This is a genomic window from Micromonospora sp. NPDC023633, assembly GCF_040640035.1.
Classification (GTDB): domain Bacteria; phylum Actinomycetota; class Actinomycetes; order Mycobacteriales; family Micromonosporaceae; genus Micromonospora.
The window spans coordinates 1-15,127 of sequence record NZ_JBFABB010000146.1; the positions used below are offsets into that span (position 1 = coordinate 1).

The 15,127-nt window shown below is 74.9% G+C and carries 15 protein-coding genes; 6 read left to right on the forward strand and 9 right to left on the reverse strand.

Translation table 11 applies throughout. The features are described 5' to 3' along the window. Together AB0G13_RS30015 and AB0G13_RS30020 are read left to right on the forward strand one after the other, a co-directional pair. A partial coding sequence (locus AB0G13_RS30015; protein WP_357881498.1) for a hemerythrin domain-containing protein occupies positions 1-655 on the forward strand: 655 nt, incomplete at its 5' end. Positions 656-697: 42 nt separating this feature from the next. Further along, positions 698-1,129, forward strand: coding sequence for an archease (locus AB0G13_RS30020; RefSeq protein WP_357881501.1), 432 nt, complete (start codon positions 698-700; stop codon positions 1,127-1,129). 9 nt (positions 1,130-1,138) lie between these two features. Here AB0G13_RS30020 and AB0G13_RS30025 read toward each other — a convergent pair whose 3' ends face one another. From AB0G13_RS30025 to AB0G13_RS30055, 7 genes are all read right to left on the reverse strand, one after another. Next, positions 1,139-2,557: an RtcB family protein gene (locus AB0G13_RS30025; protein WP_357881504.1), complete on the reverse strand. Its 1,419-nt coding sequence runs from the start codon at positions 2,555-2,557 to the stop codon at positions 1,139-1,141. Positions 2,558-2,585: 28 nt separating this feature from the next. Continuing rightward, on the reverse strand, positions 2,586-3,200 hold the full coding sequence (locus AB0G13_RS30030; protein WP_357881507.1) for a GNAT family N-acetyltransferase: 615 nt from the start codon (positions 3,198-3,200) through the stop codon (positions 2,586-2,588). Positions 3,201-3,300: 100 nt separating this feature from the next. Then, complete coding sequence (locus AB0G13_RS30035) at positions 3,301-4,170, reverse strand: sugar ABC transporter permease (RefSeq protein WP_357881537.1); 870 nt, start codon at positions 4,168-4,170, stop codon at positions 3,301-3,303. 38 nt (positions 4,171-4,208) lie between these two features. After that, positions 4,209-5,258: an ABC transporter ATP-binding protein gene (locus AB0G13_RS30040; protein ID WP_357881510.1), complete on the reverse strand. Its 1,050-nt coding sequence runs from the start codon at positions 5,256-5,258 to the stop codon at positions 4,209-4,211. Beyond that, positions 5,255-6,577: a sugar ABC transporter substrate-binding protein gene (locus AB0G13_RS30045; RefSeq protein WP_357881513.1), complete on the reverse strand. Its 1,323-nt coding sequence runs from the start codon at positions 6,575-6,577 to the stop codon at positions 5,255-5,257. The genes AB0G13_RS30040 and AB0G13_RS30045 overlap by 4 nt, the downstream gene beginning before the upstream one ends. Positions 6,578-6,579: 2 nt before the next feature. Then, complete coding sequence (locus tag AB0G13_RS30050) at positions 6,580-7,434, reverse strand: carbohydrate ABC transporter permease (RefSeq protein ID WP_357881516.1); 855 nt, start codon at positions 7,432-7,434, stop codon at positions 6,580-6,582. A 26-nt stretch (positions 7,435-7,460) separates the two neighbouring features. Then, positions 7,461-10,253 (reverse strand): sialidase family protein, encoded by a 2,793-nt coding sequence (locus tag AB0G13_RS30055; RefSeq protein ID WP_357881519.1) that lies wholly within the window; start codon positions 10,251-10,253, stop codon positions 7,461-7,463. 171 nt (positions 10,254-10,424) lie between these two features. On the opposite strand from AB0G13_RS30055, the gene AB0G13_RS30060 reads away from it, so the two are divergent. The 4 genes from AB0G13_RS30060 (at position 10,425) to AB0G13_RS30075 (ending at position 13,089) form a co-directional block, all read left to right on the forward strand. Further along, the gene (locus AB0G13_RS30060) at positions 10,425-11,237 is read left to right on the forward strand and encodes an SDR family oxidoreductase (protein ID WP_357881522.1); all 813 of its coding nucleotides are present in this window, start codon (positions 10,425-10,427) and stop codon (positions 11,235-11,237) included. A gap of 218 nt (positions 11,238-11,455) precedes the next feature. After that, positions 11,456-12,355, forward strand: a complete 900-nt coding sequence (locus AB0G13_RS30065; RefSeq protein WP_357881525.1) for a pentapeptide repeat-containing protein — start codon at positions 11,456-11,458, stop codon at positions 12,353-12,355. A 219-nt stretch (positions 12,356-12,574) separates the two neighbouring features. Next, entirely contained in the window at positions 12,575-12,811 is a 237-nt protein-coding gene (locus AB0G13_RS30070; RefSeq protein ID WP_357881528.1) for a preprotein translocase YidC, read from the forward strand. Positions 12,812-12,858: 47 nt separating this feature from the next. Next, positions 12,859-13,089, forward strand: a complete 231-nt coding sequence (locus AB0G13_RS30075; RefSeq protein WP_210838116.1) for a hypothetical protein — start codon at positions 12,859-12,861, stop codon at positions 13,087-13,089. Between the two features lie 29 nt (positions 13,090-13,118). On the opposite strand, the gene rnhA is transcribed toward AB0G13_RS30075, so the two are convergent. Together rnhA and AB0G13_RS30085 are read right to left on the reverse strand one after the other, a co-directional pair. Further along, positions 13,119-13,598 carry a ribonuclease HI gene (gene rnhA, locus AB0G13_RS30080; RefSeq protein WP_357881531.1) on the reverse strand — a complete coding sequence of 160 codons (480 nt, stop codon included), beginning with the start codon at positions 13,596-13,598 and terminating at the stop codon, positions 13,119-13,121. A 176-nt stretch (positions 13,599-13,774) separates the two neighbouring features. Further along, the gene (locus AB0G13_RS30085; protein WP_357881534.1) at positions 13,775-15,022 is read right to left on the reverse strand and encodes a lycopene cyclase family protein; all 1,248 of its coding nucleotides are present in this window, start codon (positions 15,020-15,022) and stop codon (positions 13,775-13,777) included. Positions 15,023-15,127 lie beyond the last annotated feature (105 nt).

Here is a 15,127-nt window from a genome sequence, read left to right on the forward strand (position 1 = left end):
GCCCGGGACCGCCCCGGCGCAGCCGCCGGCCGCTGCCCGGCCACCCGCCGGCGCGGGCTCCTTCGCCGTCGTCCCGACGCCCGACGACGGCGTGCGCCGCAGCGCGATCCGGGTCTGGGACGAGACCACGCGGCCCACCGGCCCCGCGCCCGACCCGACGCGCACCTACATCCCGCACGACCAGGCCGGCGCCCAGCACCTCATCGACGTGCACGACGGGTTGCGCGCCGAGCTGACCCGGCTGTACGACCTGGTGGAGCAGGTGGGCGCCGGGCTGGTCGACGCGGGCACGGCCCGCTCGCACATCAACACCATGACCATCCGCCAGAACAAGTGGACCCTCGGCACGTACTGCGAGTCGTACTGCCGGGTGGTCACCACCCACCACACGCTGGAGGACCGGGGGATCTTCCCGCACCTGCGCCGGGGCGACGCCCGCCTCGCCCCGGTGCTGGACCGGCTGGAGCAGGAGCACCACGCCATCCACGACGTCCTGGAACGCGTCGACCGCGCCCTGGTCGCGTTCGTCTCCGTCACCGACGGGATGGCGGAACTCCGTGCGGCGGTCGACCTGCTCAGCGACACGCTGCTGTCCCACCTCGCCTACGAGGAACGCGAACTCGTCGAGCCCATCGCCCGGCTCGGCCTGAACTGAAACCGGCCGTCGCGCGGCGCCCGGGTGGCGGAGGATCGGGGCATGCCGCGACGAACCGGGCGGGGGCACCGCCGCCTGCCGCACACCGCCGACGTCCGCATCGAGGCGTGGGCGCCGACCCGGCAGGAGTGCGTCGCCGAGGCGGTCGCCGCGCTGGTCGGCACGTTCGTCGACGCCGCCGGGACGCCCCCGGGCCCGCGGCGGGAGTACCGCGCGCCGGCCGGCGACGACGACGCGGACCTGCTGGTGGGCGTACTCGACGAGGTGATCTTCCGGATGGAGACGGCGGGTGAGCTGCCGCTGCACACCGAGGTGGCCGACGACGGAGCCGGCGGCCTGGTGGTGCGCTGGCGCACGGCGGACACCGACGCCGTCGAGCTGGTCGGCGCGGTGCCGAAGGCCGTCTCCCTGCACGGGTTGCGCTTCGGCCCCGACGGCGAGGGCTGGTCCTGCGCGGTGACGCTGGACGTGTGAGCCGCCCGCTCAGCCCTTCACCACGCCCAGCGGGACCAGCCGGGCCACCTTCCGGCACAGCCCGGCGCCCTCGGCGGCGGCCACCACCGCCGAGACGTCCTTGTACGCCGTCGGCATCTCCTCGGCCAGGCCGCGCCGGGACGCGCCGCGCACCGCGATGTCCTGCGCCTCCAGCTGGGCACGCGGGTCCTGCCCGCGCTCCGACCGCACGGCCTGCTTGCGGCTCTGCACCCGGCCGGCCCCGTGGCAGGTGGACGCGAAGGCCGGCGCCCCCGGCACGCCGGTGAGCACGTACGAGCCGGTGCCCATGGAGCCGGGGATCAGCACGGGCTGGCCCACGTCCCGCAGGTCGTCGGGCAGGTCGTCGTGGCCCGGCGGCAACGCGCGGGTGGCGCCCTTGCGGTGCACGCAGAGCGCGCGCCGCTCGCCGTCGACGTCGTGCGTCTCGATCTTCGCGAGGTTGTGCGAGATGTCGTAGACCAGGTCGAGGCGGCTGCCGGTGACACGGGCGAAGACCCTCCGGGCGGCGTCGGCCAGCAGTTGCCGGTTCGCCCTGGCGTAGTTCGCGGCGGCGGCCATCGCGCCCAGGTAGGCGCGGCCCTCGGGGGAGGAGACCGGGGCGCAGGCGAGCTGCCGGTCCGGCACGTGGATGCCGTAGCGGGCCATCACCTTCTCCATCTCGCGCACGTAGTCGGTGCAGATCTGGTGGCCCAGCCCCCGGGACCCGCAGTGGATCATCACGCAGACCTGGCCGGGGCGCAGCCCGAAGGCGGTGGCGGTGGCGTCGTCGTACACCTCCTCGACGGCCTGCACCTCCAGGAAGTGGTTGCCGGAGCCGAGGCTGCCGACCTGGCGCGCGCCGCGCTCGATGGCCCGCTCGCTGACCCGCGCCGGATCGGCGTCGCCGACGGCGCCGGTGTCCTCGCAGCGGTACAGGTCCCGCTCGACGCCGAAGCCGCGCTCCACGGCGTACCGGGAGCCGCCGCGCAGCACCGCGTCGAGTTCCGCGCGGGTCGACAGGTGCCACACCGCGCCCCTGCCCATGCCGCGCGGGGTGGCCTCGCCCAGCCCGTCCATCAGCGCGTCCAACCGGGGCCGCAGCCCGTCGCGGTCGGTGTCGGCGGCGAGCAGCCGGACGCCGCAGGAGATGTCGAAGCCCACCCCGCCGGGCGAGACCACGCCGCCGTGCGCGACGTCGGTGGCGGCCACCCCGCCGATCGGGAACCCGTAGCCCCAGTGCACGTCGGGCATGGCGTACGAGGCGTCGACGATGCCGGGCAGCGTGGCGACGTTCGCGACCTGCTCCAGCGACTTGTCCTCGCCGGCGTCGGGCAGCAGGGACCGGGACGCGAACACCACCCCCGGCACCCGCATCGGGTCGTGCCGGTCGATCCGGAAGCGGTACGGCGACTCCTCGACCAGCTCCATTCCCGGCGGCTACCCGGGCGGGCGGCCCTTACACCCGCTCGCCGGCGGCCGGTCGCCGCATCGCCCAGACGTCAGGACCGCCGTCGGGCACCCGCGCCTGGCCGGTGACGTCGAACCCGAGCCGCCGGTAGAACCGCACGTTCGGCTCCGACGAGGTCTCCAGCACCGCCGGCAGGCCGGCCCGGTCGGCCTCGGCCAGGCCGGGGCGCAGCACCCGGGCGCCCAGCCCCCGGCCCTGGTCGACCCGGCGCACGCCGACGGTGGCGAGCAGGCACGCCGGCTCGGCCGACCGCAGCGAGGCGCATGCCTCGTCGGCGGCGCGCAGCGCCGACTGCCGGTCGCCGGCCAGCTCCGCGTTGCGCGCCGCGACACCGGCCCAGACCTCGTCGGGCACCGGCCGGTCCGGGCGCAGCCAGACCGCCACCGCCGCCGGCCGCCCGTCGGGGTCGACCGCCGCCCAGACGTCACCGTAGGGCAGCCCGACGGCGTCGACGGTGCCGGCGAACATCGCCTCCAGCCGCTCCCGGTGCCGGTCGGCCGCCACCGTCCAGGCCATCCAGGGGTAGCCGTCGAAGGCGTCGGCCAGCACGGCAGCCGCCGCTGCGGTCGACTCCGGCCCGATCCGGCGTACCTCGAACTCCATGCCGTCCTCCTCGCAGCGCCGCCACCCGGCTGGCGCAGTGCGCGATCATGTCACGGCGTCCGGGGCCGACGCCCGCGAATATCGGGCCCGCCCGGGGGCCTCAGAGCCGGTAGAACGCCCGGTAGCGGCGGATCAGCCGCCACTGCACCAGCACCGCCGCCACGGTCAGCAGGATCATCACGAGGGTCGCGGCGGCGGCGTAGCCGTAGCGCAGGTACTCGAAGCCGGTGCGGTAGACGAACAGCGACAGGTAGGTGGTGGCGTACGGGGGCGGGCCGCCGTCGGTGACCACGAAGGCCGGCACGAAGGAGAAGTGCAGGCTCTGGATGGCGTCGCGCACCGCCAGCAGCCCGAGCACGGGCGCCATCAGCGGCAGCGTGACCCGGCGGAACACGTCCCAGCCGGTGGCGTCCTCGATCGCCGCCATCTCGTAGACGTCGCGGGGCAGCGCCCGGCGGGCGGCCAGCAGCACCACGAAGGTCTCCCCGACGGTGAAGAGGCTCATTCCGATGATCGCCGCGCGGGCGTCGGTCGGGTCGGTGAGCCACTGCGGTGGGGTGCGTCCCAGCGCCGTCAGGCCGTTCTCCCCGCCGGTGCGCAGCAGCTGGTTGATCGGGCCGTAGAGCGGGTTGAGCAGCCAGAGCCAGAGCAGCCCGTAGGCGATCTCCGGCACCGCGGTCGGCAGCACCGCCGCGGTGCGGGCGCTGCCGACGCCGAGCGCCCGGCGGTGCAGCAGCAGCGCCAGGCCGAGGGCGAAGAGCACCCGCAGCGGTACGGCCACCAGCGCGAAGACCAGCGAGTTGGTCAGCGACACCCGGAACACCGGGTCGTCCAGCAGCGCCGCGAAGTTGTCCAGTCCCACCCAGCGGGGCGGACGCAGCAGGTCGTACTCGGTGAAGGCCAGCGCCAGGGTGACCGCGGCGGGCAGCAGCACCAGCCCGACCAGCCCGACCAGGTACGGCGTCAGCATCAGCGCCAACTGCCGGCGCGAGCGGCGGTCCGGGCTCGTCACGGGGCGTACCGGCGCCCGGAGCCGGCGTGGAAGACGTGCACGTCGGCCCAGCGCACGCCGACGCGTACCGCCGCGCCGCGGTCGGGCCGGCGGGCGGCGGGCACCCGGGCGACGACGGGGTGCCCGCCGTCGAGGGTCAGGTACGCGTACGCGTCCTCGCCGACCACCTCGATCCGGTCGACGGTGGCCGCCGCGCCGTCGGTCGCGGCCAGGGTGACCGCCTCGGGCCGGAAGCCGATCTCCAGCCGGCCGGACTCCGTGACGGTCGCCCCGGGCGGTGCCGTGCCCGTGGGCCGCACCGGCCCGTGCGCGGGGAGCAGGTTCATCGCCGGGGAGCCGACGAAACGGGCGACGAAGGTGGTGGCCGGGGTACGCCAGATCTCGTCGGGGGTGCCGACCTGCTCGATGCGCCCGTCGCGCAGCACGGCGATCCGGTCGGCGAGCACCAGCGCCTCGGTCTGGTCGTGGGTGACGTGCACCATCGTCGCGCCCAGCCGGTCGTGCAGGGCCCGCAGCTCGGCGCGCATCTGCACCCGCAGCGCCAGGTCGAGGTTGGACAACGGCTCGTCGAGCAGGAACACGTCCGGCTCGCGGACCAGCGCCCGGGCCAGCGCCACCCGCTGCCGTTCCCCGCCCGAGAGCTGCCCGGGCCGCCGGTCCAGCAGGGCGGCGCAGCCGACGGTCTCCGCCGCCGCGCGGGACCGCTCCCGGGCCACCGCGCGAGGCGTGTCGCGCACCTCCAGGCCGAAGGCGATGTTCTCCGCCACGCTCAGGTGCGGGAAGAGCGCGTACGACTGGAACACCATCGACACGTTGCGCCGGCCCGGACGCTCGGCGGTGACGTCCCGGCCGGCGATGCGGACGCGGCCGGCGGTGACCGGCTCCAGGCCGGCGACGACCCGCAGCACGGTCGACTTGCCGGCCCCCGACGGGCCGAGCACCACCAGCAGCTCGCCCCGGGCGACGCCCAGGTCCACCTCGTGCAGGACGGTCGCACCCCGGTACGCGGCTGAGACGCCGGCCAGGGCGAGGCCCGGATCGCTCACCCGTGCTCCCCGCGGGCGAAGATCGGCCGGGTCTGCCGGTCGAGGTCGCGGATGACGTCGTCGAGCCGGTCGCCCCGGTGCACGGCGTTCTCCAGGATGCCGTAGGTGACGTCCTCGATCTCCGGCCAGGTGGAGACGGTCGGCAGCGCCCGGACGGTGGGGATGGCGTCGAGGAAGACCTTCGCGCTGCGCGGCGGCTGGGCCGGACCGAGGAACGCCGGCGACCGCGACACCTCGATGTGCGACGGGACGGTACGGCCGGTGGCCGCGATGATCCGCTGGCCCTCCTCGGCGATGGCGAACTCCAGGAACCGCCACGCGGCGTCCTTGTGCTTCGCGCCCCGGGTCATGCAGTACGCGTCGGAGTGCAGCACGCCGACCTGCTTCCTGTAGACGGGCAGCGGGGCGACGTCCCACTCGAAGCCGGTGATCGAGCGGAACGTGGTGGTGGAGCGGCGGGAACTCATCAGCATGGCGAGCCGGCCGTTGGCGAACCGCGACTCGTCGTCCTCGGCCTCCACCTCCTCGTCGGTGGGCACCACCCCGTACGCCAGCCGCAGGTCGACCAGGTTCTTCAGCGCCTCCCGGGCGGCCGGGGTGTCCAGGGTCAGCCGGGTCGGCTTCGCCGGGTCGTCGACGATCTCGCCGCCGCCCGACCAGACGAACGGGGCGAGCCGGATGATCGACGGCTCCACCCCGAGGCCGTGCACGGCCGGGCGCAGCGCCGCGCCCTCGCTCTCGGTGGCCTTGACCACCACGCCGCGGGAGTCGCGGGTCATCGCCGTCGCGGTGGTGACCAGGTCGTTCCAGGTCCAGCCGGCCCTCGGCTCGGGCACCCCGTACTTCGCGAACAGGGTGCGGTTGTAGTAGACGGCCAGGCTGGAGACGTTCTGCGGCAGGCAGAGCTGCCGGTCCTTCCACCGGAAGGCGTCCCACGCCACCGGGTAGTAGTCGGCCGGGTCGACGGCCTCGGAGGCGGCCAGCCGGTCGTCCAGCGGCTCGATGACGTCCTTGGCGGCGAACTGGCCGTAGAAGCGGTAGTTCATCAGAAACGCATCCGGCGGGGCGCCGCCGGCCACCGAGGTGGCCAGCCGGGCGAGCAGGTCCTTACGGTCGCTGGCCTCGACGAGCTGCACGTCGGCGCCGGGGCGGGCCTTCTCGTACGCCTCCACGAGGGTGCGGTAGGCGGCGAGTTCCTCGGGGGCGCCGAAGACCAGCAGCCGCACCGGCCCGTCGGCGGACGACCCGGAGCCCGAGCCGCACCCGGTGGCGGCCAGCACGGCGGTGAGCAGCAGCGCGAGCAGCGCCTTCGGTCGCATGGTCAGTTCCGTCCCGTCGGGTCGTCGTGGTGGAGGAAGCGCCGCTGGGCGAGCACGAAGACGGCCAGCGCCGGCACCGTGGCCAGCACCGCGCCGGCCAGGAACACCGGGAAGTTCGTCGGGTCCAGCACCGACAGGGAGCGCAGTGCCAGCGGCAGGGTAAACAGGTCGCGGTCGTAGACGTAGACCAGCGGGTCGAGGAAGTTCGACCAGGTGAGCACGAAGGTCAGCGCGGTGAGGCCGGCGGTGACCGGGCGGACCAGCGGCAGGGCGACCCGCCACCAGGTGCGCAGCGGCGAGAGGTCCGCCACCAGGCAGGCGTCGTAGAGGTCGGCCGGCAGCGCCCGGAACGCCAGGTAGTAGACCAGGACGTAGAGCGGCGAGGTGCCCAGCAACGCCGGGGCGACCAACGGCACCAGGGTGTCGGTCAGGCCGAGCGTCCGGAAGATCGCGAAGCGGGGCACGAGCAGCGCCGTGGCCGGCACCATCAGCGCGACCAGGGAGGCCGCCACGACGACGGCGGTGGCGCGGGGGGAGATCCGGGCCAGCGCGAAGCCGGCCAGCGAGGCGACGAGCACGCTCAGCGGCACCGCGACGACCGCGACCAGGACCGAGTTGAGCGAGGCGCGCAGCAGCCCGCCCAGCTCGACGGCCTGCTGGTAACCGGTGGTCGAGACCGGCTCCGGCACGAGCTGCGGGGTGGGCGGCGGCGGCAGGCCCGGCTCGGTGAGCGAGCCGGAGACCAGCAGCAGCAGCGGCGGGACGAAGACGAGCAGGACGAAGGCCGCGCCGAGGGTGCGCCAGGCGCGGCCGGCCGCCTCGGGCAGCGGTGAGGGGCCGCGCGCGCGGCCCCTCACCGTGTCGTTGCCGATGGTCGCCTTCCTCAGAGCGTGAGCTGCCAGGCGCCGAGGCCGTGCGAGGCGGCGTAGAGCAGCCGCTTGCCCGGCACGATGGTCAGCCCGGCGACCTCCACGTTCGGCATGCCGCGGGCCGCCTTCACCCAGGTGGTGCTGCCCTTGGCCAGCCGCAGGACGCCGAAGTCGGTGGCCGCGTAGAGGGTGCCGGTGACGTCGTCGCGGACCAGGTCGGTGATCGGCTGGTCGCCGAAGTCGTACGACCGGTCGGTCCAGGTCGCGCCGGCGTCGGCCAGCCGCACCTCGAACGCGTGCCCCACGGTGGCCGGGGTGTTCGAGTTGAACCCGCTGTAGGAGACCCACGCCCGGGCCGGGTCGGCCGGGTCGACGTGGATGCTGGTGACGAAGCGGTTCGGCGTGGCGGCGGTGTCGATCCGCGTCCAGGTGACCGCCGCCGCCGGCTCGGCGTCGACGTTGCGGGACACGAACACCCGGCCGGTGCTGGTGGCCGCGTACGCCGTGGACGAGTCGGAGGCGACCCGCTCGACGACCGAGACGGCGCCGCCGGCCCGGTCGCCCCACGCGGCGTCGGTCAGGTTGACGGTGCCCAGCGGCGCGAAGTCGCCGCACTGCGCCTCGAAGGTGCCGGTCCAGGTGTTGCAGATCCGGTTGGCCTCGGCCAGGCTCCGGTCGCCCAGCCCGAACGTCTTCGTCCGGTAGACGGTGCGCGAGGTGCCGGCGAACATCGTGCCGCTCACCTTCGGGTCGGTGATCACCGGGGCGTAGAACAGGGTGCCCGGCTGCCCGAAGATCGGGTCCGAGATCGAGATCCAGCTGCCCACGTCGCCATTGGCGAAGTTCACCTCGGGCGAGGCGTCGTAGAAGGTGTGGAAGCGGAACTCCGGCTTGCCGACGTCGAAGCCGGACGCGCCGCCGTCACCGATCATCGTGTTGACCCAGCGCCGGCGCTCGCCCTTGTTCTCCCAGGTGCCGTTGTCCTGGGTGCCGCCCTGCAGCAGGCGGTGGTCGTGCGGGCTGGCCGAGAGGCTGATGAACTGCAGCGTGTTCATGCCCTTGTTGATGCCGTCCAGCTTCGACGGGATCTTCGACAGCATCTGCCGGCAGCGGTCCTTCTGCGCCTGCGTGGTCAGGTTGCGGTCCGGGTTGTCGCACCAGGCCGACCGGTCCACGAACTGGCCGCTGGAGCGCATCACGCCGCCGTCGTTGGCCTCGAAGAACTGGTACGGGTTGCGCGGGTTGGTGACCAGGGCGTGCTGGTCGGGGTGCAGGCCGTTGGGGTGCAGCTCGTCGGTGCCGTCGTAGGTCATGTCGGTGCCGCTGACGCCGGCGTCGGTGGAGAGGACCACCGCCCGCTTGTGGGCGACGGTCTCGCCGTAGACGTAGGAGCCGCCGGTGTAGACGATGTCCGGGTGCCCGGCCGGGGTGTGCACGAACACGTCGTACCAGCACTGGCCGGTGCACTGGTTGTAGGTGGCGTAGCCCGGGTCGGCCGGGTTGGCGCTGCTCAGGTCGGCGAACGCGGGGGCGCCGCTGGCCACGTCGTCGCTGCGGAACAGCCGCGAGTACGGGTTGCCGAGGTTGCCCTCGTAGACGTACATGCGGGTCTTGCCGTTCGGCAGGGCGGTCACGTCGATCGCGGCCCGGGTCTGGAAGACCGCCGGGTTCAGCGAGGGCTTGATCTGCGTCCAGGTGGCGCCGGCGTCCGCGGAGCGCCACACCCCCCGGGCGTACGAGGAGGCGTAGACGGTGTTCGCGTCGCGCGGGTCGAGCTTGACGTAGCGCACGCCGCGCGGCGAGCAGGTGGCGGTGTTGTTGTACTCCGCGGCGCTGCCCGTGCACTGCGTCGCGTCGGCCGAGCCGTTGTGGATGAACTTCCAGTTCGCGCCGCCGTCGGTGGACTTGTAGAGGCCCCACTTCTCCGCGTCGGGCACGGGCCGGGTGACGCCGGTGCAGCAGGAGCTGGACATGCCGCGCAGGGCGGTGGTGGTGGCGACGTAGAGCGTCTTCGGGTCGCCGGGCTTGACGGTGATCTCACCGATGCCCTTGCCGGCGAGCGCGTCCTTGCCCAGCGGGCCGTTCCAGGTGACGCCGCCGTTGGTGGACCTGTAGAGGCCGACGCCGGCAACGCAGCCGGAGGCGCAGGTGTTCGCCTCGCCGGTGCCGACGTAGATGGTCAGCCCGGTCCTGTCGTTGCGGTCGATCTTGACCGAGCCGGCGGCGTTGATGCCGAGCGGCCCGCCCAGGTAGAACCACTTCGGCTCGGCCGCCAGGACGTTCAGGGTGCCCCAGACGCCGCCGCCGGCCGGCGTGACGTACGCCCGGCAGAGCAGGGCGTTGCAGTCCGGGGCGATGTCGATGGAGGTGACCCGGCCACCCGCGACGTACGCGTTCGGCATGTAGTTGGAGGCGTTGCGGAACTCGGTGAACGGGTAGAGGGCCTCGCTGGGGCCGATGTTGGTCCAGCCGCGGGTGCCACCGGCACGCCGCTCCGCGGCGGCGTACGCCGACTTGGACCGGTCGACCTGGGCGATGCTGATCGTGTCGGCCGGGTACGCGCGCTCCAGGAACTCCTGCTGCGCGGCGTTGCCGGGTCCCTCCGGCGACATGCCGTCGCTGCCCGGCACGGCCTGGCGCAGCCGCTCCATGTGGGCGCCGAGCGCGCCCGGCATCTCCCCGTCGCCGGCCGCGGCGACGGGGGCCGGCACCTGGGCGCCGGCGAAGTGAATTCCGATGAGCCCGGTCGACGCCACCAGGGCACCGACCGCCAGTCCTGCGAGCAGATGGCGACGTCTGCGCTTCACGAGGTCCCTCCGGCAGATGACGGCGCCACCTCGGCGCGACCCTCCGCATTGGCGATCGTCGCTGGCAGCGTCCACGGTGGAGAATGGCAGAGCGCATCGACGCAGACAATCCTCTGCATGGACCGGGATCGACGCATGGTTGCATTCGCATGGAACGGGTAGTGCGCCAGCATGCCATCGCGTTACGAGAACTACCCGAGGATCGCCATCGTCACGGGCGCCGATTCCGGCATCGGCCGGGCCTGCGCCGTCGCCCTCGCCGGGGCCGGCTTCGACGTCGGCGTCACCTGGCACCGCGACGCCGAGGGCGCCGAGCGGACCGCCGCCGAGGTGCGCGCCGTCGGCCGGCGCTGCGAGATCGCCGAGCTGGACCTGACCCGGCTGCCGGGCGCCGACGCGGTCGTCGACGAGCTGGCCGACCGCCTCGGCGGCCTCGGCGTGCTCGTCAACAACGCCGGCACCGGGGCCTCCACCCCGTTCGTCGAGACCGGCTGGGAGCAGTGGCGTGAGGTGCTCTCCGTCGACCTCGACGGGCCGTTCCTGTGCGCACAGCGGGCCGCCCGGCGGATGCGCGCGGCGGGGCTGGGCGGACGGATCGTCAACATCACCAGCGTGCACGAGCACGCGCCCCGGGTCGGCTCGGCCGCGTACTGCGCGGCCAAGGGCGGGCTCGGCCTGTTGACCAAGGTCATGGCGCAGGAGTTGGCGGCGGACGGGATCACCGTCAACGCGGTCGCCCCGGGTGAGATCGCCACCCCGATGACCGGGCAGGAGGACGTCGACCCGTTCACCGAGGAGCGGCCCGGGGTGCCGGTCGGGCGGCCCGGCGACGCGCGGGAGGTGGCCGCCGTGGTCGCGCTGCTCGCCTCGCCCGCCGCCGCGTACGTCACCGGCGCGTCCTGGCCGGTGGACGGCGGCATGCTGATGATGGGCCCGCAGGCCAACGCGCTGGAGTCGCACGACTGGCGCTCGGTGCGGGGATGACCGGGGGCCGCGGCCGGTTCCCGGCCGCGGCCGCGCCCGCCGGGTAGCGCCGATGCGGGGGTGACCGGAGCCGGGGCGGGACGGCCTGCGACGGCCCGCCAGTCGGGTGCGGGCAGCCGCACCCCGCGGCCGGTGGGCAGGGCGGCGGCGGGACAATGGGAGCCTCCGCCCGCGAGGCCGCCGGCGGGAGTCCCCCGATCGGCAGGAGAACGGTCAGCGTGTCGGAAACCCCCGAGGCGACGTCGTCGGCGGACGGGCTACGCGCCGACTGCGCCCGGTGCTTCGGGCTCTGCTGCGTCGCGCCCGCCTTCGCCGCGTCGGCCGACTTCGCCGTCGACAAGCCCGCCGGCCGGCCCTGCCCGAACCTGCGGGCCGACTCGCGCTGCGGCATCCACGCCGACCTGCGCGACCGGGGCTTCCCCGGCTGCACCGTCTTCGACTGCTTCGGCGCCGGGCAGCGGGTGGCCCAGGACACCTTCGGCGGGCGGGACTGGCGCGACGCGCCGGAGACCGCCGCGCGGATGTTCGACACGTTCGCGGTGATGCGGCCGCTGCACGAGCTGCTCTGGTACCTGACCGAGGCGCTCGCGACGCGCCCGCCGCAGCCGCTGCGCGACGAGTTGTCCGTCGCGCTCGACGAGACCGAGCGGCTCACCCGGGAGCCCGCCGGGACGCTGCTGACACTCGACGTGGACGCGTACCGGGGGCGGGTCAACCCGCTGTTGTCGCGCGCCGGGGACGCGGCCCGGGCCCGGGGCGGCCGGCCGGGCGTGGACCGGCGGGGTGCCCACCTGTTCGGCGTCGACCTGCGCCGCGCCGACCTGCGCCGGGCCAACCTGCGCGGGGCGCTGCTGATCGGCGCCGACCTGCGCGGCGTCGACCTCGGCCTGGCCGACCTCACCGGCGCCGACCTGCGCGGGGCCGACCTGCGCGGCGCGGACCTGTCCGGCAGCCTGTTCCTGCACCAGTCGCAGCTCGACGCGGCCCGGGGCGACCGGCACACCGCCTTGCCGCCCGGCCGGACCCGCCCCGGGTACTGGTCACCGCTGTCCCTCACCCCCCTGCGCCGCCCACCCCGCTCCCCCGCGCGCCCCACCCGCCACCCCCGCCGCCGCTAACCCCACCCCGCCCCACCCGCGCCCCGCCCCCCCGTTCTCCGCGATCATGCAGTTGTGGTGCTGAACAAAGCGGCCGCAGACCGGACATGACGGGCACCGCAGCTGCGTGATCGCCGTGGCAGGGGCGGGCCGGCGGGCCTGGCGGGGTAGGGGTTTCGGGCGGAGGGCTGCGGGTAGCCGGGGCCGGAACGGCAACGGCGGACGGCACGGGAGGCAGCGGTGGGGTATCGGGCGCGCGACGGTGAGCTGCCGGTCGACCCGGCGCACGCCGAGGACGAGGCCGGCCAGGCACGGCTGGTCCAGGTCGAGGCGGACACCGACGTCCCGGCGCGGGACGACACGACGGAGAAGCCCGACATCGTCACCGAGGACGACGGGTCGGGCGTGGCGGGCGGCGCGTCGGGCAGTTCCAGTGGCGGATCCGGCATGCCGGGCCACCCGGACGCGGCGCGCTGAGCCCGCCACGCACGTTTGCGGGCAGGCCACCGGGGCAGGAGTGCGGCATGACCGAACAGAACCGTACCGACCGGGCCGCCACCGACGAGCCGGACGGCGCGACCGCCATGCAGGCGTCGCTGCGTCCGCCGGGCGAGTCCCTGCACAGCACCGACGACACCGGCGACGACTTCGCCGACCTGCCGGCCGAGGACCGGCGGTCCGCCCGGGAGGTCAGCCGCGCCGGCTACGACGTGGACGCCGTCTCCGGCACCACCGACCCGAGCCGCACCGAGTGACCTGATCGCCGGCTCGCCCGCCGGTCCGGTCAGCGGCCGGCGGGCACCACCGACGCGCGGGCCTCGATCATGCCCCGGTTGGCCAGCGCGTCGGCGCGCTCGTTCTCCGGGTGGCCGTTGTGCCCCTTCACCCACAGCCAGGTGACCTCGTGCTGGGCGCACGCGGCTTCCAGCCGCTGCCACAGGTCGGCGTTCTTGACCGGCTGCTTCGCGGCCGTCCGCCAGCCGTTGCGCTTCCACGAGGCCAGCCAGCTCGTGATGCCGTTGCGCACGTACGTGCTGTCGGTGTGCAGCTCGACGGTGACGGGCCGGGTCAGGCTCTCGAGCGCCTGGATGGCCGCCATCAGCTCCATCCGGTTGTTGGTGGTCGGGGTCGCCTCGCCGCCGCACAGCTCCCGCTCGTGCGCGCCGTAGCGCAGCACCACGCCCCAACCGCCGGGGCCGGGGTTGCCGCTGCACGCCCCGTCGGTCCAGATCTGCACGACCCTGCCGGCCGTCTCGTCCACCATGTCGGCAACCTACCGAATCCGCACCGCCTCCCCCGCCGTCGGGGCGGCGGCGTGGCGTGGACTGCTCAGCGCCGGCGCCGGCGACAGCGACCCGGTGGCGGACCTGCGCGTGCTGATCCGCGACGCCGCGCGCCGTGGGCTGGGGCGGCTCAGCCATCGACGCCGTCCGCGCTGGCTCAGCCGTCGGCGTCCCGGTCGCCGAGGACCGGCGGTGGGACCGTCCACGTCGCCGAGCGCCGGGCCGGATCGAGGCGGTCGCGGAGCCGGGCCGCGGCGTCGCCGGCCGTGGCGGCGACCATCGGCAGCAGCCGGGTGGAACTCATCAGCGCCACCTCCTCCGCCGGGCTGGTGACGCCGTCGAGGAACCGCAGCACCCGCTCGGCGGGGTTGCGGTCGAAGAGCCGGCCGAAGAAGTCCGGCCCGTCGGCGCCGCCGGCGTCCAGCGCCCGGAGCGCGACCGCGTCCATCCAGCGGTGGCGACGCGGGTACGCGGGGCCGGGCACCGGCGGGCGGCCGGCGGCGAGGGCGCGGGCGACCTGCTCGGCCTGCCGGTGCATGGCCGAGAAGGTGAAGCCGGTGGACGGCCGGGTGGCGCCGCCGGCCGTGCCGAGGCGGACCACCCGGGGCGAGGGCCGCGCCTCGAACGGGCCGTCGGTCATCGGGATCACCCCGTTCTCGACCTCCCGCACGGTGAGCCGGGTCGGGTCGAGGCCGAGCAGGTCCCGGTAGCCGGCCAGCGCCGCGTCGTACCCGGCGTCGGTGAGCAGACCGGGGCCGAACTCCGTGTACTCCACCAGGGCGTAGCGGTCGCTCACCGGCAGGACGTAGCCGAACGACACGCCCCGGGCGGGCTGCGGGGTGCGGAAGTCCATCAGGACGGCCCGTGCCGGGTCGAAGACCGGCGCGGCGGACTCCAGCCACCAGCCCCGGAAGTGCTGGAGCCAGTTGGTGCGGCCGGGTCGCCGGGGCGGCCGGGGCCGGGAGTCCAGCACCCAGGAGGCGCGGACGGTCGGGCCGGTGCCGCCGGTACGTACCAGGACGTGCCGGCCGTCGTCGTGCAGGGCGTCGACGGGCGCGCCGATCCGCCGCACCCCGAGCCGCCGCTCGGCCTCGGCAGCCCGGTCGTAGACCGGGCCCGAGCGCAGCATGGCGTACCGCAGGGGGGCGAGGTCGAGCACGCGGCGGCCGGCGGGCGTCGCCACCTCGACCTGGGGCCAGCTCGCGGCCAGCAGGGGGTCCAGGTCGCTGCCGGAACGGTCCCAGAACGCCCAGGTCCGGTCCTGGCCGCGTCGGTGGACCGGGTCGACGACGGCGATCCGCAGGCCGCGCACCCCGTGCCGGTCCAGGGCCGCGAGGACCAGCGACCCCGCGCCGCCGCCGCCGACCAGCGCCAGGTCGACGTCCAGCGGTGCGGAGGTGTTCACGCCGCCCACGCTGCCACACCGCCCGGGCCGTGCAGCCACCGACCGGCCGCGCCGCGTCGGGGCCACCCGGGGCGGGACTTTGACCGGCGTTGCCACACTCGTGGC